We start from the raw sequence: 20,048 nt of genomic DNA on the forward strand, positions 1-20,048 counted from the left end.
GGATGGAGTCTCCCGCTCGAACCTGTAGGCCTGCGGGACGGGCCTAGGGGAGGTTGAGCTCAGCCCTCATCGGCTGCCGGGTGTCCCCTTCAATCCAGCTCACCGCTACGCGATGCGGTGACAGCGACAGGCGCGGTGAGGTCTTAAAGAGGCCGACCTGTCCCGCGTCGATGTTGCCAAGGTCGCCTCCATCGAGGAGGGCCGCGTGCTCCGCAGGAATGGCCCTGATCTGCACGTCCTCGGCGCCGACGTTCCCGGTGTTTCGCAGCCGATACGAGTGCGGCTCGGCCCGCTCTTCGATCGCCCACTCCACCCTCGCGTTCAAGGCGTCCTCGAACACACGCACGAAGTCGACATCGGGCTCGGAGGAGCGCGCCGCCATCTGTTCGACTGCCGCCGCGATCCGATCATTCGAATCTGCGCTCCGCCTCTGAGCCGCTGCGGCGTCTGCGCGAGCGTCGTTGGCAACGCGCTCCGACTTGTCCGCCGTCTTGCGGGCGCTAAGAGCGAAAAGGAACCCCACCACGCCGCCGACAAGGCCGATGATCGCCAGAACGTCCGAAAGTGTCACGGCGCGATCCTTGCAGGCGAACAGGCCGCCCGCGGAGACGTCCCGATGAGGGATCGATCTGCGGGACGCTTTCAGCGGACCGCTCGGAGGGGCTTGGCGTCGTCATCGCGTGCTGGTGATGTCGCCAGGGTCGACCGCAGGTCTTCTCGTGCTCGTTGGTAGCGGGTACGTGCGGTGGACGCGGGGACGCCGAGGAGGTGTCCTGCTTCGGTGATGGAGAAGCCGTCCCAGTGGATGAGGTGGACGAGTTCGGCCTGTTCTGGCGCGAGCCTGTCGATCGCGTCGCGCACGTCGACTCCTTCGTCGGCTGGGCGTCCCTCCGTGGGAGCGGTCGCGAGGACGCCGCGGAGCCGGCCGGAGAGGTCAGCTCGTCTGCTCTCGGTGCGAGTGCTGTTCGAGAGGACGTTCCGGGCGATGCCGAACAGCCACATCCTCGACTCCTCCGCGGTGCGGGGGAGGGCGCTGACACGGCGCCATGCGGTGAGCATGACGTCCGCGAGCGCGTCGGCGGCGTCCTCGAGAGGGAGGCGGCGTTGTAGGTACTTGAGCAGGTCGGGCGAGGCGACGCGCAGGGCCTCGGTGAGTTGCTCCGCCTCATCGATCTTCCTGCGGGTCACCAGGTCGCTCCGGGGCAGTGGGCTTCGCCGGCGATGCTGATGTTCGCGGCGTCGACGTCGACGTTCTGCGCAGTGAGTTCGGCGTCGCGGGCGTTGCTGATGATGCGTCCAACCGCGGTCGAGTACTCCCGGTCGGCGTTGTAGAACTCGGTGCCGTAGCCGGCCGACGTGCGGGATCCGTCAGCGTTGATGAAGGATTGGTCCTCGGTGCGCAGTTGCGCGATGGTCTCCTCGAGCGCACCGTCGCTGAGGAGAGCGTCGATGTCGGTCGTCTGGTAGAAGTTCTCGACTACGGCGACGGCCGCCGGATCGGTCCCTTGAACGTCTCCCATGCGCTCCTCGCATTGGACACCGCTGGGCAGCGAATAGGTGATCGAGGCGTCCGGCGTCTCCGCCCACGGCGACCACGCGCCCGTCGCCGCGGCGGCCGCTGTCGCCATGCCACCGAGTAGTACCAGCGAAGCGACTCCGGCGACCGCAGGACGGGCCCAGCGGTGGCGGCTGACGCGGGCCTCTGCCGCCGCGAGCTGTTGCAGCTCGGCCAGCTCGGCGGCGACGTCGTCCGTCACTGTCGATGTGCGGGGGCTGGACTCATTCAGCAGGACGTCCAGGGGGTCTCGGTCAGGGGCGGCAGTCATGACGGGCTCCTTCGAAAGCGGGTTCATCCTGTACATGTCCACCCGACCCGCAAACGTCTGCCGCAGCACGAAATCGGCTCGCCGCCCTCGTCAGGGCGCCGGCGACCACGCCGGACGTCAGGTCGCGAGGGACGCGGCGAGCTCGGCGGGCGCTCCGGCGGAGCGGGGCTGCCACGACTCGAAGACGCCGTAGGCGATGATCCGCTCCGCGGTCGACAGCAGCGGATTGCAGCTCGTCATCGTGATGAGGCGGTCGGTCGGAGCGACGTCGCTCGTCCAGGGGACCGGATCGATGACCTGCACTTCGGAGGGCTGCACGTATTCGAGGTTCCGGAACCGGTAGGTGTACCAGCCGTCGGCGGTCTCGATGTAGATCGCATCACCCAGTTGCAGCTCATCGATGAGGTGCATTCCTCCGCCGGCGGCGGAGCGGTGCGCGGCGATCGCGAAGTTCCCCACTTCGCCGGGCATCTGCGTTCCCGGGTAGTGGCCGATGCTGCCCACGTCGAGCACGTTCTCCGCGTCGACGCCCTCAGCGATCGTGCGCACCCACCCCTCGCCGTACCGGGGGATGTAGAGGTTCCCGAACGTCGTGTCCAGAGCCGCGACCGGCGCGATCACCGGGTCAACAGGCGCGGCCGGCTCAGCGCTCGGCTGTGACGGCACCTCAGCGGACGGCGCGCCATCGCCCCAGCTCTGGCGCAGCTCAGCCGCTTGATCGGTCTGCCGGCCTGCGATTACGGCGTCGTTCCACCACAGCTGCCAGGCGAGGAACAGCAGAACGAGCACCCCTGCGGTCATCAGCAGCTCGCCTAGGACACCGAAGAAGGACAGGCGTCGACGGGCCGGACGGCGCCGGCGCCGCGGCACGTCCACGGATGACGGAGCGGTCATGCGAGGAGTCTAGGTGTGCCGCTCTCACCGGCATCGCTACGGGAGACGTCTCGTGCGGGAATCGTTCGACGGTCCGACGTTTTGGGCCACTGCTCGTTCTCGCGCGCCGTCGCCGTCCCTTCCGCTGCCTGCCCTGACCCACTGGCAAGCGCGTCACCGCAAGCGAATCGCGTCGCAGTGTTCAGCCCGGAGTGCACCGGGCCGAACGATCAGATAGCGACGGACGGTGTAGTAGCTGCTCCATCCGGCGTGTTTGTGCGAATACTCGGGTTCCGGGTGCGTGACGGGTAGACGAGGGCTAGACCGGCTGCTGCAATCCAGCACGCTGTCCAGAGGCCGTGTCCGGGAGTGCTGTCGGCGCTGCCCCATTCGACCCAGAAGAATCCTGGGTCTGCCACAGGGCAGGCGATAACAACTGCTGCAACCGTCGCTACCCCTGCGGGAACCCAGGGAACGAGGCGTGCGACCACCAGAGCTACAACGACGAGAGCGAGGGCGCCCCAGAGATACAGAAGGGGCATGAGGTCGTATGACGACATGGCCTCAGCGCAGGACGGGTTCATTTCATTCCATCTAGCGCCTGTGCATGGCTGCCAGTAGGACGACGTCGTCCAGGTCACCCACAGTGAGATGCCCATGAGCGTACCCGCGCACGCCAACCGGACTAGAGCCTTAGTGTGCTGGCGTCGCCCCATGCTGAAAATGCTAGTCCGCCGACCGTCCCGGTGGACGATCGTTCATCGGTGCACGCAGACGCGACACCGAGCGCCTGTCGTTCCTCACGGTCGCCTGCACAGCTCGTCGCTGCGTCCCAAACCTCGTGCAGATGACCGTGAACGTTCAGGTCTTCGAGTTCGTCTGCACAACCGACGTGAGCGCGCCGGAATCGTCAGCCGCAGTAGTGATGCTCGAGTACTTCACCCCTCGAAGAAGTAGTGCAGCACTCACCCCGCCGACTACAGCCGCCACGACACCGAGACCGACAGCGATCCCCGCCGTCATCGGATCACCCACGACGGCAGCTACGCCGGCCGCAACAACCCACGGAACGCTCGACCCTACGGCCGGCCCAATAGGGCTGATCAGCGGGGACGACTCGGTGGCTCGTCCCGACCGCAGAGTGATCAGAATCGCCACGAATCCTCCGGCGACGGCAGCCAGGGCACTGACCCCACCGATAATGGCGCCCACCATAATCAAGTAGGCGAAGGCGCCCCACCCGCCCTGTTCGCGGAAGTCGGAGTTACCCGTAAGGACCAATCCCAGACCGAGCAGCGCACCCAGCACCACGCCGACGGGTACAGCACAGAGAGCGGCCCTCCGATGAAGATGGACGATCTGCCGCATGTAGCCACGTTAGCCGGAGAGTCTCCCGGTCAGCGCAATGGCCGTCCCGTAAGAGGATCGTTCACCGATGCGGATCTGACCCGAGTGGTCCAGCGCGCTCCTGCCGTTCACCCGTTGGTCCGATAGTGATGTTGTGCAGACGCTGTCGCTCAAGGCTTCCGCAGCGATCGCGGGCGCAATCACTCTCCTCGCCCTCGTCGCGGGCGTCTTCCTCGACGGATTCTCGTTCGCGTGCAACGAGTCCCTTCCGCCTCAGTGCACGGGGTTTGACGTCGCGTGGCCGGCTCTGTGCTCTGTCGCCCTCGCGACCCTTGTTCTCCTGGTCGTAGCGATTCGCGCCAGCAGGCGCTCTCACCCTCGATGGAGGTGGCTGTTGCTCGCCTTGGGCGTGGTCGGCGCCGTCACCAGCTGGGTTCTCGCTCTGCGTACCGCCATGATCATCGGTTGAGCAGCCCACGGCACGGTCGAACGACCGCTTGTTCCGTATGGAGATCGTTCATCGGGGCGAGGGGGCGGTGGCCTTCGCTTCGACCGTGTGGATCTAGCTCAGGTTCACCTTCGAGTTCTATGTTGAGCCCATGAAGCGACTCGCGACGTCAGGCCAGTTGGTTGGATGGACAATCGCCTTGCTCGGGGCTGCTGGTGCCGCCGCGTTCCTGGTGCACTGGAGCTCGTGCCTCGGTGGCCTGAACGAGGGTTGCTACAGCGCCACACAGTCAGACTTCACGTGGATCGCCACAACGATCGTCTGGGCCGTCGCCTTCCCGCTCGTGATATTCGGCGCCTTCGTACTCTCGCCAGGACGACCCGTCACGCTGATTGGTGTTGGGCTCCTCATGGTCATCAACCCCCTCACCGACCCTGGAGCGTTCTTTCTCCCGTGGGATGTCGCGGACACCTTGCCCTTTACCGGCGTCGCCACGTCGCTAGCTGCTGTGACTGCAGGTGTCCTCCTGGCCGGATCTTCCTACCGAGCCCGTCGGCCCGATCACAGCCGAGTCGGGAAGCCAGCGCCCGCTGACGTCGCCTACTGACCTTCGATCGGACTTGGGTCGTCCCGTTAGGGGATCGTTCACCGGTCGCGTATCCAGCTACGGGCAGCGGTAGGTCTTCGCGAAGTCGGTTGCCGTGAACTGCCTTCCCTCGGTCATAGAGGTCAGTGACGGGCAGATGTCGTTGTTGTGCGCCGCCGCTACGAAGGGGGTCGCTGCTTGTGGGACGCAGCCGTAGTCCTGGTCGGGCTGGTCGAGGATTCGCAGCTGACCCGTCTCCCCGGCGGCGAGGTGAAGATCGGACCAGGAGCAGGACCAGGTGAGTGAGGCTCCGGTGTCGTTGGTGATGCTGACGTAGTGGGAAGGGCCATGCACTCCGAACAGCAGATCACCCACCCACAGAACCGCGGCCGCCACGACGGCTAGAGCTCCCAGCGCGATCGACAGTCTCACCAACCGTCGTTGGCGGGGTGGTGTCTGCCGGTCCGGCGAGAGTCCACTCGGATCCCAACTGTCCAGACGTTCAACCACGGCGCCTCCACCCCTCAGCGCGGCTAAGAACGGCGACGAGTGCCGCGCTAGTTCCCTTAAGTTTTCCCACGGGAAAACAGTCGGCATGACACGGCTCTCACCACGAGGAGCAACCGACTCGCGACCGAGAGCGTTCCGTTAGGGATCGGTCCCGCTTTCAGGTTGGATGCGCTCACAGCGGGTATCCGAAGTAACGTTCTTGCCAGCTCGGATTGCTCATCACGATCGGCCCGTCGTACTGGCCCCAGAGGGATTCCTCGGCAGCGACCGCGAAGTCTAAGGCTTCGAGAGCTGCGGTTATCGGTTGCAGGTCCTCCGGTTCGACCAGCGCGTCGAACTCCTCTCGCGAGTACGCTCCCGGCCTCTCGAGGGCGATGAAGCAGAGGTCCCCGTGCTGGCTGATGGCGACGACGAGGTCTGCCGTCGTGCGTGTGGCTGCACCGTTCACTGTCACCTGAGTAAACGTTGCGGAGTCCTGCCAACTCCACGGATCGTCTACCGACACCGCGCCGGGAAAGCTCTTCTCGAGGAGCGCTGCAAGCGCGTCCACCTTTGCGGCCAGTCGTTGTCCGTCGAAATCGATCGGCCGCTCGGGAGCCGCAGGGTCATCCATCTCGCGTAACCGGCGTTCAAGCGCCGCGCCCTCTAACCACATGCTCGAAGTGTCCTCCATGCCGACCAGGTTCGGCTCGTCTGATGAGCTGAGACGACGGAGCAAAGTTGACCGCCCTTCAGCTCGAACGGACGCACGGTCGGCTGCTTGTGGTCATCGAGGCTCGCCCGGAGCAGTTGACTGTTCCGTTAGGGGATCGTTCACCGGTACACGCAGACGCGACACCGAGCGCCGCGATGTGGAGTTGATCGCTTTGTGGCGGTGTTCTGCGGTCACATCATGGCGGCATCGAGTGACCGTCTGGAGTACCCCCTCAACGCAACAGCTTGTGGATCGCCGCGTTGTCTAGCGACCTTGTGACGGAGTTGAGTGTCGCGTCTGACTAAGGCCGAGTCGTTTCGGTTGACTTCGACCGACCCAAATCTCAGAGCTAAATCGGTTCTCAGCAGCGCGAAAACGGGATGTCAGAGCGCGATATGGCGATAACGTTTCGACGGACAGGGTCGAACGAAGGATGATCGGTTCGTCAATTAGAGCCAAGGGCCAATTTGGGGCTACCCGGTCGGAGCACGGGTAGCCCCAAAATCAGATGTTAGCGCCTTCGCTCCGAGCGGACCGGAGTCCTAGACAGAGAGCCTTCATCGTAGAGCGAAGGTCAACTTCATCCTTCAGCCGGTCGTTGCCCCGAATCCGGAGATATTTCCGTCTGCGAAAAGAGTCGCCTTCATCGAGTAGCCGTAGGTGACGATACCGGCCTGGACCTGGTACTGGTCCTCGACGTACCGTTCGGTCTCCGTTCCAGCGTCAGAGCAGGAGACGCCAGTGACCGTGACATTCACAGAGTAATTCGTGAAGCAACTGTGTGAACCAGTGAAGCCGTATCGAGCCTGAGTGACCCACGAGTAGGTACCGTCGAAGTACCAAGTACCGTTCTGCGTACGGCTGTAGGCAGCTCCGTTGGTGAATTGGCTGTAGTGGCGGCCTGTGACCGCTTGGGCCGCAGCCGCGGCAACGAGGCGGTCCTTCTCCTCCGCGGGCAGGTCGGCGGCCTTCGCCTCTTCGACACTCACCACGTATGGCTCGCCCGCGGTGGTGGTGGTCTCAACGACGCAGTCTTCGGCGGTAAGGCCCGACGCCTCACCTGACGCCTGTAGCGACTGGACCTGATCGACGCATTCCTGAACGTAGGTCGTCTCTGTCTCACTGACTGCCGCGGACGCAGGTGTTGCTGCGAGAGCTGTGCCGAGGACCATCGCCCCAGCGCCGATGAGTGAAAGATACTTTCTCATAGATTCCCCCGAATCGTTTGGTCTGATACTACGACCGACGCATGAAATTGCGTCTCGTGACGCAGGCCATCGCGCAGTCAAAGCGGGTCACATTAGAAACCTCGGTTCCACCGAACGTCGGGATTAGGCGCCTCGCAACTGCCCATTCAGGCGCGAGGCCCTCCGTCTCGTGGGGGATGCGAGACGCACTTGATGCGAGTATGGTCGGGCTATGGACATGTCGGCATTGCTCACAAGTATCCTGGTTGCCCTCATTGGGGCCGCCTATGTTGCGATTGCGATACTCGCTCTCGTGCAAATTCTTCGCTCACCGAACGAACTAATCTTGAAGGCCATGTGGGTGGCCGTAGTCATCATCGCCCCCTTCCTCGGTTCGGTCGCCTGGTTCTTCCTTGGAAGAAACCGCGGCCAAACATTGAACCACGGTCGAATGAGATGATTCAGGCTCTTCGCTCGAGGCCGACGCATCCGATTTTGGTGATCGCACGAGTCTGATACGTGGTTCGAATGACCGGAAAACAGTAGCTTTTTGAGACGTGCCTTCCGGCGGTCGCGCCACGTTCAACGGATCTGGATTATCGGGACGTCGGCTGTCTCGGAAAGACGTCTTGTCGCGTTTCGTCTCAGGAGGGGACGCGGAGGGTGTTTCCGAGTCAGAATGAGGTCGTGAGGCTTCTGGGTTAAACGCGTGTAAGTACGTCGAGTCAGGACGCGCAGCTGCAGCTCGACGCGCTTGTCGCCGCCGGCGTGCAGAAGCGCGACGTCTTCGCGGACGTCACCTCGGGGAGCAAGACCGCGATCGAGCGGACCGGGATGAAAAAGCTCCTCGAGTACGCCGAGGACGGCGACACCGTCGTCGTCTGGCGAGTCGACCGGCTCGGCCGCTCCCTGATCGACGTGCTGAACACGGTGAACCTGCTGCGCGAGCGCGGTGTGCAGGTCCGCTCGATCTCGGACGGCATCGATCCGTCGACGTCGACGGGCCGGCTGATGCTGAACATGCTGGCCACGCTCGCGGAGTACGAGCGGGAGCTCATCGTGGAGCGGGTCAACGCCGGCATCGCGGCCGCCCGCGCGAACGGCACCCGGTTCGGTCGGCCTCTGTCGGATCCGGTCGTGATTGCGGACAAGCTCGAGATCGCCGCAGATGCGCGAGCGCGCGGTCGCACCGCTGAGGACGCTGCTCGTCTCGTCGGGTGGAGTCGCGCGACGCTCTATCGCCATCAGCAGGCCCGAGCGGTCCGCGAGAGTGCAGCGATGTAGCGACTGATGGACGGCCTCGAGCGGTGGCGGATCCTTCGACTTCACGTCGAAGATCAGGTCCCCCTCGCGGCCATCGCCCGCGAGAGCGGCATCGGCACGCGGACGCTGCAGCGCTGGCATCAGCTCTATAAGAGGGACGGGCTCGCTGGGCTCGATGACGCTGCGAGGACGGACAAGGGCGGCCGGCGCACGGATCCGGCGACCGTCACCGCCATCGAGCGGCTCGCCCTGACCCGGCCTCGTCCGTCGATCGCGACGTTGCATCGCCTCACCATTGAGGAGTGCCTGCGCGACGGCCGGCCAGCGCCCAGCTACGCGACGGACCGTCAGATCGTGCAGGCCCTCGACCCAGCGCTCGTCACCCTCGCGTTGGAGGGTCCCGCTTCCTATCGCGACCGGCACGAGCTGGTGTTCCGCCGTCGGGCGGAACGGCCGAACCATATCTGGCAGGCTGACCACACCGAACTCGACATCCTCATCGTCGGAGCGAACGGCAAGCCCGACCGCCCCTGGCTGACGACCGTCATGGATGATCACTCCCGCGCGATCTGCGGCTACATGCTCTTCACCGGGGCACCCTCGTCGCTGAACACCGCTCTCGCCTTGCGGCAGGCGATCTGGCGGAAGACCGACCCGGCATGGGCGATGTGCGGGATCCCCGACGTGCTGCACGTCGACCACGGCTCCGACTTCACCAGCCACCACCTCGAACGCACCGCCGTCGAGCTGCACCTCCGGCTCATCTTCTCGACCGTCGGCCGACCCCAGGGGCGCGGCAAGATCGAGCGCTTCTTTGGCACCATCAACACCGAAGTCCTCCCGACCCTCCCCGGCCACCTCGGCCCCGGGAACCGCAGCCCGCAGCCCGTGCTCGATCTCCCGGGCGTGGACCGGGCGATCGGCGCCTTCATCGCCACTTACAACCAGCGCACCCATCAGGAGCTCGGTATTTCCCCGCGCGACGCGTGGGTCGCGGACGGCTGGATACCCCGCATGCCCGACACCCTCGACGAGCTCGACGGCCTGCTACTCACCGTCCCGACCCATCGCACTGTGCAACGAGACGGCATCCACTTTCAGGGCCAGCGCTATCTCGCGCCCACCCTCGCCCCGTTCGTCGGACACACCGTCACCATCCGCTACGACCCCCGCGACGTCTCCGAGATCCGCGTCTACGACCACGACACCTTCCTCTGCGTCGCCGTCGACGAAGCCCACCCCAACATCCGCCTCAGCCTCCGCGACATCGAAGCCGCCCGACGCGCCCGCCGCCAGGAACTCCGCCGCGCGATCCATGACCGCATCCCCACCGTCGCCCACCGCGAAGAACCCCACCTCACGGACCCCACCCCGCGCAAGAGACGTCTCCGCACCTACGAGGAGGAGTGATGAGCCAGAGCTTCATCGTCACCAAGGAACACCGCCGGTTCGCCGAGTTCGCGAACGCCGTCAAGAAGGAACGCACCATCGGTATCTGCCACGGCGACGCCGGCGTCGGGAAGACCAACTCCGCCCGCCGCTACGCCAACTGGGACGTGCTCGAGCCCTACGTCACCGCGTGGGGCCCGCGCAGCGAGGACGACGCGAAGCACAACGCGCTCGCCAACCGCTCCCGCACCGTCTTCTACACACCCGAGGTGCTGCCGCGACCCAAGGACCTCATGCGGGAGATCGGCAAGTGGCAGATCGACCTCGGCATCTGTATCGACGAGCACCTCCGTACGATCGGGAAAGTCACCGGCACCCGCAACGGAGACGCCTACCGACGGGTTGAGCTGCTCATCGTCGACGAAGCCGAACGCCTCACCCCGACCGCGCTCGAGCTGCTCCGCGATGAACACGACCGCACCCACCTCGCGATGATCCTGATCGGCATGCCCGGCATCGACCAGCGCTTCCGCCACTACCCCCAGCTCTATAGCCGACTCGGCTTCTCCCACCGCTACCGCGCCCTCGGCCGCGACGAACTCCTCTTCGTCCTCGACCGACACTGGAAACACCTGGGCCGCACCCTCAACCCCGACGACTTCACCGACGCCCAAGCCATCGCCGCCATCGAACGCATCACCCGAGGGAACTTCCGCCTCCTCGAGCGGCTCTTCCCCCAGATCAGCCGCGTCCTCAAGATCAATGAGCTCGAAACGATCACCGACGACGTCATCGAAGCCGCCGCCAGCGTCCTCGTCATCGGCAACTGACCCGCGACACGGAGCAATCACAGAACACCGCCACCGAGCGTGCAACTCCACACCCGCGGCCGGTGTCAGTTTTCGAGGTCCTCTGCACAAGTTCGCAAGGTCCTCTGCACGACGCTTTGGGCGGCCCGTCGCGAAAGGCGGCACACGGCGGCTTCTAAGGAAATGCTCATGCCGCTGCACTCTGGAGGGCGGGCGAGAGATATAACGTCAGCGGGCGAACGTGCGCCCGTAGACCGCCACGTCCAGTCGTTCGTCTCCGAGCGGCAACGCAGAGGCGAGGACACCTTCACAAGTGAACCCGAGCCGCTCAGCAACGCGCGAGCTGCGCTTGTTCTCCACCGCCGTCCGAATCTCAACTCGACGGATTCCTCGGCTTCGGACCTCCGTCAGCAACGCAACGCAGGCACGAGTCACGGCGCCACGACCCTCGGCCGCAGCGTCGATCCAGTACCCGAGTTCCGCTGTCTGCGTGTAGGAGTTCGTTCGAAGAGAGGCGGAACCGACGAGGGCGTCGCCGGACATGATGACGGTCGGCAGCACGGATCCCGCGGCGAAGTCCGCCAGCTCAGCACGAGTGAAGGCAGCGGTGCCTTCGAGTGTTTGGTCGTAGAGCGCCCACGGCTCCCACCGCCGTAAACGCTCAAGATTGGCGAGCGTCAGAGCGTGCATCTCCTCGACGGTATCGAGGGTGCGTAACGCGAGCCGGAATCCACCGCCGAGTTCGTGAGTGAAACGCATGCGACCAGCATCTCGTAGGCAGCCCACTCCAACTACCGGAGCTGTCATTCGGAGCGTACGCCGGCATCGGGGAGCTACGTCTAGGTGCTCTTGCGCCCGAGGACGAGAAGGCCATCTGGTCGCACCTCACCCGTGGGCGAGACGTGACGGTAGAGCGTCTGGCGCGAGATGCCCAGTTCTTTGCACAGGGCGCCGATGTTCGTTTCCGGCTTGCCCATCGATGCCATTGCGAGTCGCACCTTGGCGGGCGTCATGGTGAACGGGCGCCCGCCGACCCGGCCGTTGCTCAGGTGCAGGACGCTGAGCACCAGATCCTGGAAGGGAGGATCGTGCTCGGCCAGCCGGGGAGGGTACATTCGACCACGGTACGTCAACATGCTGTCAAAGCGTCACATTACTGCCGGTATGGGAGGCGACGCGCCCGTCCCGTATGGGGATTCTTTATAGCGGATCGATCAGGCGGTCGGTGCGGGTGCGAGTGTTGCGCTTCCGGAGACAACCATCCAGCGCCCGGCGATTCGTTGCCATGCGCGGACGTAGTGAAGCCGAGCCTCGATCCGTGTGCTGTGGTCGATCACAACGACGTCTACGACGGACCTGGTCTGGACGCCGCCGGCAACGGCCAGCGTGCTGCGACTGATTTCAGCAATCGACTCGAACTTCGTTGTGCCCGACGAATGTGCTTCGAGATCTTCGTTCCGGTTGATGATCGAGCCTTCGGGTGTCGTGAAGATCAGCTCGGGTGCGAGCAGTTGACCAAGCGCATCGACGTCACTTGCGCGCATCGCCTCTAGCAATCGATCCTCGGCAGCATCGACGGTTTCGTGGGGCATGGACGGGGACGACATCCGGAAAGAGTATCTCTGCTCGTTGCGCGGCCTGCGTCCGTATGGGGATCTCTGCCGAACGGTGGGGGGAGCGGTCTGGAGGGCGTCCGGTAGGGGGTCGTTCACCGCGCCACTTCGGCGAGCGGACTGGGCTGTCGTTCCTCGTAGACGCCTGCACAACGCGTCGCGCCACCCCGGCACTCGTGCAGACGACCGTGAACATTCAGATGCTCAAGGTCGCCTGGACAACCGACGACGGCGGACACGCTGTGAGGAATGTGGACGAAGGGGAGTCTCAGTGCAGCCCAGGAATGTCGCAGCGGCTCTCTTGAGCCTGCTCCTCCTCACCTCATGCGCGGCCACGCCACGGGCAAACGAAGGACCAGCAACCACCGGCGAAACCGACTCCGACAGAGTGGCCGGCGAATGGGTGGAGTTGCCAGAGTCGCCGCTATCCGCCCGCCAGGGCGTCAGCGCCCAGGTAGTCGGCACACGCTTCGTTCTGATCGGTGGATCCACCGACCTGGCATGTCCTCCGACTGCGAGCTGCGTGCCGTCCCTTACCGGCTACCGGAGCGATGGGGCTGTCTACGATCCGGACACGAGAACCTGGCAGCGGATCGCGGAGGCGCCGGTTCCGGTGAGCTTCTTCAGCACCGCGGCAATCGATGACAGCCTCTACCTCCTTGGCGCAGCGGATCTCACAACGGGCGACGACGTGTTCCTCCGCTACGATCTCGGCGCAGAGGAGTGGCAGCCCTTGCCGGACCCACCGACCACCGGCAGCAGCATCATCGCCACCGATACGCAGATCCTCGCGATCGCCGGGACGAACGAGTTCGGTCCTACCGAGGATGCCTTCTTCTCACCCACGACCGGAGCGTGGACCCCGTTACCGCCGGATCCGCTCGGCGACAGCTTCAATCGGAGCGCGGTCTGGCTCGGCGATCGCCTCCTGCTCTCTGGTCAGCAACTCATCGACAACCCGGGCGCGGAAGCTCCCTCGCTGACGCGGATGGCCGAGCTCAACGCAGACCTGACGACATGGACGCTGCTGTCGGACAGTCCGATCATCGGCGGCAGCCCACTCGCTGTCGGGGACGACGTCATCTTCCCCGAGCGGGGAAGCGCGGACGGTGGTGAGGTGGGGAACTGGGGCCGCTTCTACGACCTCGGCGGAATCTGGAATGCCTCGACTGGAGAATGGAAGACGCTACCGGCGGGCAGGCCGGACCCTGCTCAGCACGGTCTGTGGACGTCTGCACGCGGAGCAGTCAGCAGCAACCTGGCACTCCTCGATGACTCGCTCCTCAATCTGTCGGAGCGCACCTGGAGCCGGATTCCAGAACCGCCACGTGGCACCCGCCTCGGTCAGACGGTAGTCGTCGGAGGGGGCGCGGTCCTCGTCTGGGGAGGCACCGATGGTGCACAAAACGTTGCCGACGGCGCAATCCTGTACCTCTGACCCGGGGTACACGTCAGCTTCACGCACCAGCTAGCTTCCCGCGCCGCCTCCAAGAACAGAGACGCCACTTTGGCCAATGGACCACGCGCAGTGTGGCCAGCGCATTCATCGGCCGTGTACGGGCGGCCGTCCCGAACCTGGCAACCTACCCACGCACGGGTCTGATCGACTCCGCGTTTCAAGCACCGGCATCGAAAGTATGGACCGCTGACACATCCACAACGGCTCCGGACGCGAATCCGGCAGGGTCTATCGACGTGATTGAGTACCTGGTCTGGTCCCGGAAGATCGCCCAGATCACGTTGATGCGGCGTCGAGCGAGAGCGATCAGCGCCTGCTTATGCGACTTGCCTTCACGTCGCTTCCGTTCGTAGAACGAGCGCGAGACGGGGCAAGTTCTGGAAGCGATGAAGGCCGCCTGGAAGCAGGCGTTCAGCAGGCGCCGGTCGTAGCGCCTGGGCCGGTGGTGGTTGCCGGAGATCTTCCCTGAGTCGCGAGGTACCGGCGCGAGGCCGGCGAAGCTGGCCAGCCGATCGGGACTCTCGAACGCGGCGAGATCAGCACCGGTCGCGGCAAGGAAGTCCGCGGCGATCCTGCGCCCGAATCCCGGGATCGACACCAGCAATTCCGCCGAAGTGCTTCCCTCGAGCGCTGCTTCAATCTCTGCCTCCAACTCGGCGAGCTCGTCCCGGATGCGGAGAAGGTCATGCGCGGACCGGCTGATCAGCCGAGCTGCGGCAGCTTCCCCCACGACAACGGAGGTCTGTTCACGAGCGGCCTCGATCGCTGTTTTCGCGACGACCGCAGACTTCCAGCACCCCTGCCCCCTCAGCCACGACGCGAGACGGCTCTCTCCCATTCGCCGGATCGCTGCGGGCGTCGCGTACCGAGTGAGCAGCACCAGTGGCCCCCTGGTCGTTGCGAAGTTGAACGCTGACTCCAGCGACGGAAAGTAGTGGACCAGGATCGCGCGCAGCCGGTTCACGGCGCGGGTGCGATCGTGCACCAGGTCCTCCCGCCGGGCCGACAGCAGGCGCAGATCCGCCGTGACCTCGTCGGCCTGGCGCATGAGCGTCACGTCTCGCCGGGTCCGCGCCTGGTCGGCGATGATGACCGCGTCCTTCGCGTCGGTCTTCGCCTCGCCCCTGTAGGCGCCCGACGCGTGGTGGATCACGCGTCCCGAAATGTAGAACAGGGGCTGAGCATGGGAGCTACTGCAGCAGCCCTGTCCCGCCGTGGTTCAGATCCGTCGCCCACGCGACGTCCGTCCCACCCGGCAGAGACGCGACGTCACCCATCAAGGTCAGGATCGCCGATTCCCGGTTCTTAAACCGCTGCGACAGCAGCTTCGTTCCGTTGCCATCAATGACGACACAGTGATGTTCGGTCTTGCCGGCGTCGATACCGGCCCAGAGTTGGGGCACGCAGGGTCCTTCCGTTGAGGGGTGCGGTACGCCATGAACGACCTTGCCGGCATGTCCTTACGGGGCGATCTGGTCGCGTTTCTCAATGAGCGGTCCTGCCGTTGCGGGATCCCGGGCGGCTAATCACGGCGTGCCATCAGTCGGCTGAAGGCGGTCAGCCGTACCCGGGATCCCTGGCGCGTTCCGGAGCCTACAACTGCCCCGGATCCACGGAAATAACGGTAAGGAAGGCGGTTCTCCGCCTGAGCAACCGAAGGGCGCAGTGCAACCCGGAGGGCGGCGGTGGAGAGAGTTTCGGCGCGATGTGAGGGAGCGCCGCGACCGCGTGCCGAAAGTCTCGGAGGAGCCGGTGGCGCAGCCACTTGAACGGAGCCCGTAGGTAGCTACGAGCGCAGCGAAGCGGAGGGAGCCGCCGAAGGCTTCACGGCAAAGAAGCGTGAGCCCAACGGGCGAACATCAGCGGCCGGCACCGCCGGCCGAACCTCTGGGCGGCGCTCCGTCGCCGCTGCGCGAGTGCAGCTCGCGCCCCCGGAACGGGGATGCCGGGGAGTGTGAGGGGATCGCCCCTCGCGGGCCGGCTGGAAGGCCGGCCCTCCCCCACCTGCGACCCCTGCATGTGAGACCGAGATCCGACTGCTGGACGCGGCGGATCTGGGGCACACCGAGATCTGATCGTCGCTGAAGGCCGGGGTCCCGCTCCCGGCCTTCGTCATTTCTGGTCCCCACCCGGAAAGGGGCCGCCGCGGAGGGACATCTGCCCGTTCCTGCACGGATGTTCACGGTAACGTCAGCCGACTCCTCAGCGGCGAGGAGGTCGGCGGGAGCTCGTGCCCCCGCCTGCTGCCGCTCGGGGCACTCAGCGAGGACCGACCCAGAGGACGACCATGCGACGACGACACGCCCTGCTCCCTGGAGCGCTCACCGGACTGCTGCTGGCCTCCGGGCTCGTCGCCGGAGGGCCCGCCGCGGCTCCAGCGGCGGCCGCTCCGGTGGCCCCCGCTCCCGCCGCTCCCGCTCCGGACCGCCCCGTCGCGGCTCCGGACGCCGAGCCCACCGTGATCGAGCCGGAGGCGGACGCGACGACGCAGCAGGCCGCCCTCGCCCTCGACGCCGACTTCGTCGACGTCGAGATCCCGGCGCGCGCCCAGGTGCAGACGCACCGCGTGACGATCGCGCTCGTCGCTCCGCAGGGCACCGTCCCGGGCGGGTACACGACCGCCGACGCCGTCCGCGCCCTCGACCTCGTCGACCGGTTCTACTCCCGCGAGACCAGCGGGGCGATCCGCTTCGAGCTCGACCAGGTCGTCGACTGGCAGGTCGTCGACCAGCCGATCGGCTGCACGAACACGGGCGGACTGCAGGACTGGATCGCGCAGAGGACCGGCTGGCAGCGCGGACCGGGCAAGCACCTGGTCGCCATGGTGCCTGAGGGTGACCCGTGCCCGAACTGGGCCAACGGCGAGCAGTCCGGCGATCCCGATGACGGCGGACGCGCGTTCCAGCCCGGACCGGACGCGTACTTCCTCGCGCACGAGCTCGGCCACAACCTCTCGCTGCCGCACGCCTACAGCGTGAACTGCGCCACGACCCGCGACTACGCCTCCACCCCGCTGCCCGCGGACTGCCGCCGCGAGGAGTACGGCAACCGGACCGACGTGATGGGCGGCGCCTGGTCGTTCCTGCCGCTGTCGTCCCCGTCGCTGGCGCGCCTGGGCACGCTGCCGAACACCCGCCAGCCGGTCTGCGGCGCACCCCGCACCACGACGCTCGACACCCTCGGAGCCGGACCCGCCGGCCGGCGTGCGCTCACCTGGAACGACCCGCAGGACACGGGCATCCGCTACTGGGCGCAGTACAACGACCGCGCCGACACGACGTCCGACGGCGGCGCGTACACGAGTCCCTTCCAGGTGCGCCGCGACGTCTCGGGCGTGCAGATCCTGCGCTCGAACCCGGGCCAGCCGTACGCCGGCGACCTGCTCGAGCGTCCGGGCGACGCGAGCGAGGCGAACGAGTTCGTGCTCGCCGGAGAGAGCGCAGCGCTCAACTCCGGCATGTCCGTGCGGGTCGACCGGATCGACGAGCTCACCCGGACCGCGACGGTCACCGTGACCGTGCCGTGCACCGACTACGTCGGCGACATCGCTCCGCTCGCCTCGTCGACGAGCGCTTCGTACACCTCGCCGTGGACCTCGGTCGGAGCGGTCGCCGACGGCGCCGCCTCGACGATCTGGGGCTCCTGGCCCCGGGTCGGAGAGCAGCACGTCGAGCTGCGCTGGCCGAGCGCCGTGACCGTCGACAGCGCCTCGGTGCTGTTCGCGAGCGACGCGGCCGACGCCGACGGACGCGGGCTGATCCCCGCGCGGTCGTGGCGGGTCGAGCACCTGGTCGGCGACGTCTGGACTCCCGTGAGCGGAGCGGCTCCCGGCCGCGAGCGCGACGTGCTGAACCGCGCGACGTTCGCTCCGGTGACCACGACGGCGCTGCGGCTCGTGTTCACGGCGTGGGGAGCCGGCGAGTACGGCGGGTCCACGGGCGTGGCCGAGATCGAGGTGAACGGCATCGCCCTCGCGGCCTCGGCGGAGGCGCGCGGGACGCTGCAGAGCGTGACGACCGCGACGACGCGCGACCTCGCGCAGTCCGTGCTGGTGCGCGACTCCTCCGGTCGCGCCCTCGCGGGCCGCTCGGTGGGCTTCGCGATCACCGGGCCGGCGGCCTTCGAGAGCGGAGCGACGACCGCCGCGGTGCTGTCGGGCGCCGACGGCGTCGCCGCGCTCCCCCGGATCCGCACCGGCTCCTCCGCCGGCACCGTCTCGATCACCGCGCGCGTCGACGGCGTGACGACGGCGCTGGCCGGAGCGAGCGTTGCGCCCGGCGCCTCCGTCACCGCGAAGGCGACCTCGCGGCTGATCCTCGGGAAGGTCGTCGTCACGGTGACGGCGACGAACACCGGCCGCGCGGCCGCCGATCTGACCGTCGTGACGCTCTACGGCACGGCGTCCTCGGCCGCGGTCGCCCCGGGCGCCACGGTGACCAAGGTGTTCCGCACGGGCAAGAGCTCGATCGCCGCCGGCACCGGCACGGTCACGGCCGTCTCGGGCGCCTCGCGCGCGAGCGTCTCGGTGGTCATCCCGCGCGCGTGACCGGGACGGGGGCTGCCCGCCCGCCAGGACGACTCCGTCCGGGCGGGCGGCTGCTGTTGGCGTCGAGGTGACGCGCCCGGCGACGTGCCGCGGCGGAGTGATCGGGGGACACGATGAGGCGGACGACCGCAGGGATCGCACTGGCAGGAGCACTGCTGCTCGCCCTGACGGGATGCGCGGGCGGAGGCGGGACGGTGGGCGAGGTCCGACTTGTAAGCATGACAACAAGTCAGCGCGGCCCGCTCGTCAGAACAGAGGAGGGAGCTGCCCTGAGGTGAGGATCAGCCGCAGCCCGACCGCGAGAAGAGCGCCCGTCGCGATGACGACTCCGACGATGAGCCGCCGCTCAGCGGCGCTGTCCGCCGCGGCGATCCGGTTCGCTCGGATCGCCTCCTCCTGCTCGATCAGGCGGCGGCTCGTCTTCCGACTCAGCCCCGTCAGCCGCTCGCCGTGCAGGCGCACACGGTCGGCCTCCTGCTGGAGTCGGCCGCTGGACAGGCGCGAGAGCTGATGAGCCGCGCGCGCGGCCCCGGGCCGCTCATCGACACGGCTGCGCTCGATCACGTAGTCACCGCCGGGATGAGGAACGCGATCAGCGCGGCGGCGTGGTCGGTGCCGTCCTCCCGGACGGGGAACCCTCCGAGCACCCACACCCCGGGGAGGGTGAGCGTGCTGCGGACGCCCGCGAGCAGCCGTTCGGTGCTGTAGCTCTCGTGCTCCTCGTAGTAGTTGCGCTCGAACGCGACGATGAGGCCGATCTGCTCGGGCGTCGCGCATCCGGTGTCGGCGTCGATGACCGGTGCGGTGCGGGCGGGGTCCGGGGTGAGGAACGCGATCAGCGCGGCGGCGAGGGCGGAGCTGTCGTCCTCGACGGGCTCGGCGCCCGGCAGGGCGTGGGCGTTGCGGACAGCGGCGAGCATCACGTCGTCGCTGTCGTCGGCGTTCTGGTCCCAGTGAGCGCGCTGGTCGGTGATGATGAGGGCGACCTGATCGGGGGTCGCGAGGCCGGTGTCGGTGTCGGTGCGGTACATGGTCTGTTCCTCTCAGCGGGTTGCGGCCAGCGCGGTGTTGATGTCGACGGTGATCCCGCGCTCCGCGAGGCGGTCGAGGGTGGCGGGCTCCTTCGCGATCTGCTGCCAGCCCTCGGGCGAGATGACGACCGCGTGATCCCCGTCAGCGTCGTTGAAGAGGACACAGGTGCGCGAGTCGAGAACGGCCCCGGTGCGCGGGCAGAGGATGTTCTTGCTGACGAGGTAGGTGACCGTCTGGTCACGGAGGATCGCTTCGAGGGTGTCCATGTGTGTTGCTCCTGCTCCTGGCTGATCGTTTTTCTTTGCCTCTCCGGCGGGGAAAACCGTTTGAGTGGAGCCGGCGGAGTGACACCGATCACGGGCGAAATAAGCCCGTAGGGCGCGTCCGGGATCGGTGGCACGCAGCCGGTGGAGCGAAATAGGTTGGAACCGCGGAGAGGTGAAGATTCTCAATCAGGTTTGTCAAG

General features: G+C 66.6%; 19 protein-coding genes and 3 pseudogenes. 7 read left to right on the forward strand and 15 right to left on the reverse strand.

Features of this window, described 5'->3' with window-relative positions; genetic code table 11:
• Positions 1–43: 43 nt before the first annotated feature.
• The 5 genes from C5C33_RS02035 to C5C33_RS02055 all read right to left on the reverse strand — a co-directional run bounded on the left by C5C33_RS02035 (position 44) and on the right by C5C33_RS02055 (position 4,067).
• Positions 44–571 (reverse strand): hypothetical protein, encoded by a 528-nt coding sequence (locus C5C33_RS02035; protein WP_104260281.1) that lies wholly within the window; start codon positions 569–571, stop codon positions 44–46.
• Between the two features lie 71 nt (positions 572–642).
• Positions 643–1,188, reverse strand: a complete 546-nt coding sequence (locus tag C5C33_RS02040; RefSeq protein WP_104260280.1) for an RNA polymerase sigma factor — start codon at positions 1,186–1,188, stop codon at positions 643–645.
• Positions 1,185–1,826, reverse strand: a complete 642-nt coding sequence (locus C5C33_RS02045) for a hypothetical protein (protein ID WP_146085736.1) — start codon at positions 1,824–1,826, stop codon at positions 1,185–1,187. Before C5C33_RS02045 ends, C5C33_RS02040 begins: the two co-directional genes overlap by 4 nt.
• Before the next feature lie 117 nt (positions 1,827–1,943).
• A complete protein-coding gene (locus tag C5C33_RS02050; RefSeq protein ID WP_104260278.1) occupies positions 1,944–2,720 on the reverse strand; it encodes a class E sortase in 777 nt (258 codons plus the stop codon).
• Between the two features lie 840 nt (positions 2,721–3,560).
• On the reverse strand, positions 3,561–4,067 hold the full coding sequence (locus C5C33_RS02055) for a hypothetical protein (protein WP_146076974.1): 507 nt from the start codon (positions 4,065–4,067) through the stop codon (positions 3,561–3,563).
• Between the two features lie 578 nt (positions 4,068–4,645).
• Between C5C33_RS02055 and C5C33_RS02065 the strand changes: the two genes are divergently transcribed.
• Positions 4,646–5,101, forward strand: coding sequence for a hypothetical protein (locus C5C33_RS02065; RefSeq protein WP_104224249.1), 456 nt, complete (start codon positions 4,646–4,648; stop codon positions 5,099–5,101).
• 57 nt (positions 5,102–5,158) lie between these two features.
• On the opposite strand, the gene C5C33_RS02070 is transcribed toward C5C33_RS02065, so the two are convergent.
• The 3 genes from C5C33_RS02070 to C5C33_RS02080 all read right to left on the reverse strand — a co-directional run bounded on the left by C5C33_RS02070 (position 5,159) and on the right by C5C33_RS02080 (position 7,492).
• The gene (locus C5C33_RS02070; RefSeq protein ID WP_181136173.1) at positions 5,159–5,455 is read right to left on the reverse strand and encodes a hypothetical protein; all 297 of its coding nucleotides are present in this window, start codon (positions 5,453–5,455) and stop codon (positions 5,159–5,161) included.
• A gap of 307 nt (positions 5,456–5,762) precedes the next feature.
• Positions 5,763–6,263 (reverse strand): hypothetical protein, encoded by a 501-nt coding sequence (locus C5C33_RS02075; RefSeq protein WP_104260276.1) that lies wholly within the window; start codon positions 6,261–6,263, stop codon positions 5,763–5,765.
• A gap of 608 nt (positions 6,264–6,871) precedes the next feature.
• Positions 6,872–7,492, reverse strand: coding sequence for a hypothetical protein (locus C5C33_RS02080; protein ID WP_104260275.1), 621 nt, complete (start codon positions 7,490–7,492; stop codon positions 6,872–6,874).
• Between the two features lie 217 nt (positions 7,493–7,709).
• Between C5C33_RS02080 and C5C33_RS19195 the strand changes: the two genes are divergently transcribed.
• From C5C33_RS19195 to C5C33_RS02100, 4 genes and pseudogenes are all read left to right on the forward strand, one after another.
• Positions 7,710–7,931, forward strand: coding sequence for a PLD nuclease N-terminal domain-containing protein (locus C5C33_RS19195; RefSeq protein WP_374953815.1), 222 nt, complete (start codon positions 7,710–7,712; stop codon positions 7,929–7,931).
• 227 nt (positions 7,932–8,158) lie between these two features.
• Positions 8,159–8,755: pseudogene (locus C5C33_RS02090) on the forward strand (recombinase family protein).
• A 6-nt stretch (positions 8,756–8,761) separates the two neighbouring features.
• Positions 8,762–10,144 carry a Mu transposase C-terminal domain-containing protein gene (locus C5C33_RS02095; protein WP_104260273.1) on the forward strand — a complete coding sequence of 461 codons (1,383 nt, stop codon included), beginning with the start codon at positions 8,762–8,764 and terminating at the stop codon, positions 10,142–10,144.
• Positions 10,144–10,953 carry an AAA family ATPase gene (locus C5C33_RS02100; protein WP_104260272.1) on the forward strand — a complete coding sequence of 270 codons (810 nt, stop codon included), beginning with the start codon at positions 10,144–10,146 and terminating at the stop codon, positions 10,951–10,953. Before C5C33_RS02095 ends, C5C33_RS02100 begins: the two co-directional genes overlap by 1 nt.
• A gap of 207 nt (positions 10,954–11,160) precedes the next feature.
• Here the strand turns inward: C5C33_RS02100 and C5C33_RS02105 are convergent, their stop codons facing one another.
• The 3 genes and pseudogenes from C5C33_RS02105 to C5C33_RS02115 form a co-directional block, all read right to left on the reverse strand.
• Entirely contained in the window at positions 11,161–11,691 is a 531-nt protein-coding gene (locus C5C33_RS02105; RefSeq protein WP_181136172.1) for a GNAT family N-acetyltransferase, read from the reverse strand.
• Positions 11,692–11,771: 80 nt separating this feature from the next.
• Positions 11,772–11,978: pseudogene (locus C5C33_RS02110) on the reverse strand (helix-turn-helix domain-containing protein); the annotation flags it as partial.
• A gap of 168 nt (positions 11,979–12,146) precedes the next feature.
• Positions 12,147–12,539 (reverse strand): nuclear transport factor 2 family protein, encoded by a 393-nt coding sequence (locus C5C33_RS02115; protein ID WP_104260270.1) that lies wholly within the window; start codon positions 12,537–12,539, stop codon positions 12,147–12,149.
• 394 nt (positions 12,540–12,933) lie between these two features.
• On the opposite strand from C5C33_RS02115, the gene C5C33_RS02120 reads away from it, so the two are divergent.
• Positions 12,934–13,983, forward strand: coding sequence for a hypothetical protein (locus C5C33_RS02120; RefSeq protein WP_104260293.1), 1,050 nt, complete (start codon positions 12,934–12,936; stop codon positions 13,981–13,983).
• A gap of 178 nt (positions 13,984–14,161) precedes the next feature.
• Here C5C33_RS02120 and C5C33_RS02125 read toward each other — a convergent pair.
• Positions 14,162–15,407, reverse strand: a pseudogene (locus C5C33_RS02125) (IS110 family transposase).
• 884 nt (positions 15,408–16,291) lie between these two features.
• Between C5C33_RS02125 and C5C33_RS02130 the strand changes: the two are divergent.
• Entirely contained in the window at positions 16,292–18,550 is a 2,259-nt protein-coding gene (locus C5C33_RS02130) for a hypothetical protein (protein WP_104260267.1), read from the forward strand.
• Positions 18,551–18,796: 246 nt separating this feature from the next.
• On the opposite strand, the gene C5C33_RS02135 is transcribed toward C5C33_RS02130, so the two are convergent.
• The 3 genes from C5C33_RS02135 to C5C33_RS02145 are packed head-to-tail and all read right to left on the reverse strand — an operon-like array spanning position 18,797 to position 19,848.
• Positions 18,797–19,114 (reverse strand): hypothetical protein, encoded by a 318-nt coding sequence (locus C5C33_RS02135; RefSeq protein WP_104260266.1) that lies wholly within the window; start codon positions 19,112–19,114, stop codon positions 18,797–18,799.
• Entirely contained in the window at positions 19,111–19,581 is a 471-nt protein-coding gene (locus C5C33_RS02140) for a hypothetical protein (RefSeq protein ID WP_104260295.1), read from the reverse strand. Before C5C33_RS02140 ends, C5C33_RS02135 begins: the two co-directional genes overlap by 4 nt.
• 12 nt (positions 19,582–19,593) lie before the next feature.
• Positions 19,594–19,848: a hypothetical protein gene (locus C5C33_RS02145; RefSeq protein WP_104260296.1), complete on the reverse strand. Its 255-nt coding sequence runs from the start codon at positions 19,846–19,848 to the stop codon at positions 19,594–19,596.
• Positions 19,849–20,048: the final 200 nt, after the last annotated feature.

The organism is Rathayibacter sp. AY1H3 (genome assembly GCF_002932015.1).

Coding starts and splice junctions, on each gene's coding strand:
- C5C33_RS02045 (WP_146085736.1), bottom strand. CDS start 1,826: ATGACTGCCGCCCCTGACCGAGACCCCCTGGACGTCCTGCTGAATGAG.
- C5C33_RS02050 (WP_104260278.1), bottom strand. CDS start 2,720: ATGACCGCTCCGTCATCCGTGGACGTGCCGCGGCGCCGGCGCCGTCCG.
- C5C33_RS02055 (WP_146076974.1), bottom strand. CDS start 4,067: ATGCGGCAGATCGTCCATCTTCATCGGAGGGCCGCTCTCTGTGCTGTA.
- C5C33_RS02065 (WP_104224249.1), top strand. CDS start 4,646: ATGAAGCGACTCGCGACGTCAGGCCAGTTGGTTGGATGGACAATCGCC.
- C5C33_RS02075 (WP_104260276.1), bottom strand. CDS start 6,263: ATGGAGGACACTTCGAGCATGTGGTTAGAGGGCGCGGCGCTTGAACGC.
- C5C33_RS02080 (WP_104260275.1), bottom strand. CDS start 7,492: ATGAGAAAGTATCTTTCACTCATCGGCGCTGGGGCGATGGTCCTCGGC.
- C5C33_RS19195 (WP_374953815.1), top strand. CDS start 7,710: ATGTCGGCATTGCTCACAAGTATCCTGGTTGCCCTCATTGGGGCCGCC.
- C5C33_RS02095 (WP_104260273.1), top strand. CDS start 8,762: ATGGACGGCCTCGAGCGGTGGCGGATCCTTCGACTTCACGTCGAAGAT.
- C5C33_RS02100 (WP_104260272.1), top strand. CDS start 10,144: ATGAGCCAGAGCTTCATCGTCACCAAGGAACACCGCCGGTTCGCCGAG.
- C5C33_RS02105 (WP_181136172.1), bottom strand. CDS start 11,691: ATGCGTTTCACTCACGAACTCGGCGGTGGATTCCGGCTCGCGTTACGC.
- C5C33_RS02115 (WP_104260270.1), bottom strand. CDS start 12,539: ATGTCGTCCCCGTCCATGCCCCACGAAACCGTCGATGCTGCCGAGGAT.
- C5C33_RS02130 (WP_104260267.1), top strand. CDS start 16,292: ATGCGACGACGACACGCCCTGCTCCCTGGAGCGCTCACCGGACTGCTG.
- C5C33_RS02140 (WP_104260295.1), bottom strand. CDS start 19,581: ATGTACCGCACCGACACCGACACCGGCCTCGCGACCCCCGATCAGGTC.
- C5C33_RS02145 (WP_104260296.1), bottom strand. CDS start 19,848: ATGGACACCCTCGAAGCGATCCTCCGTGACCAGACGGTCACCTACCTC.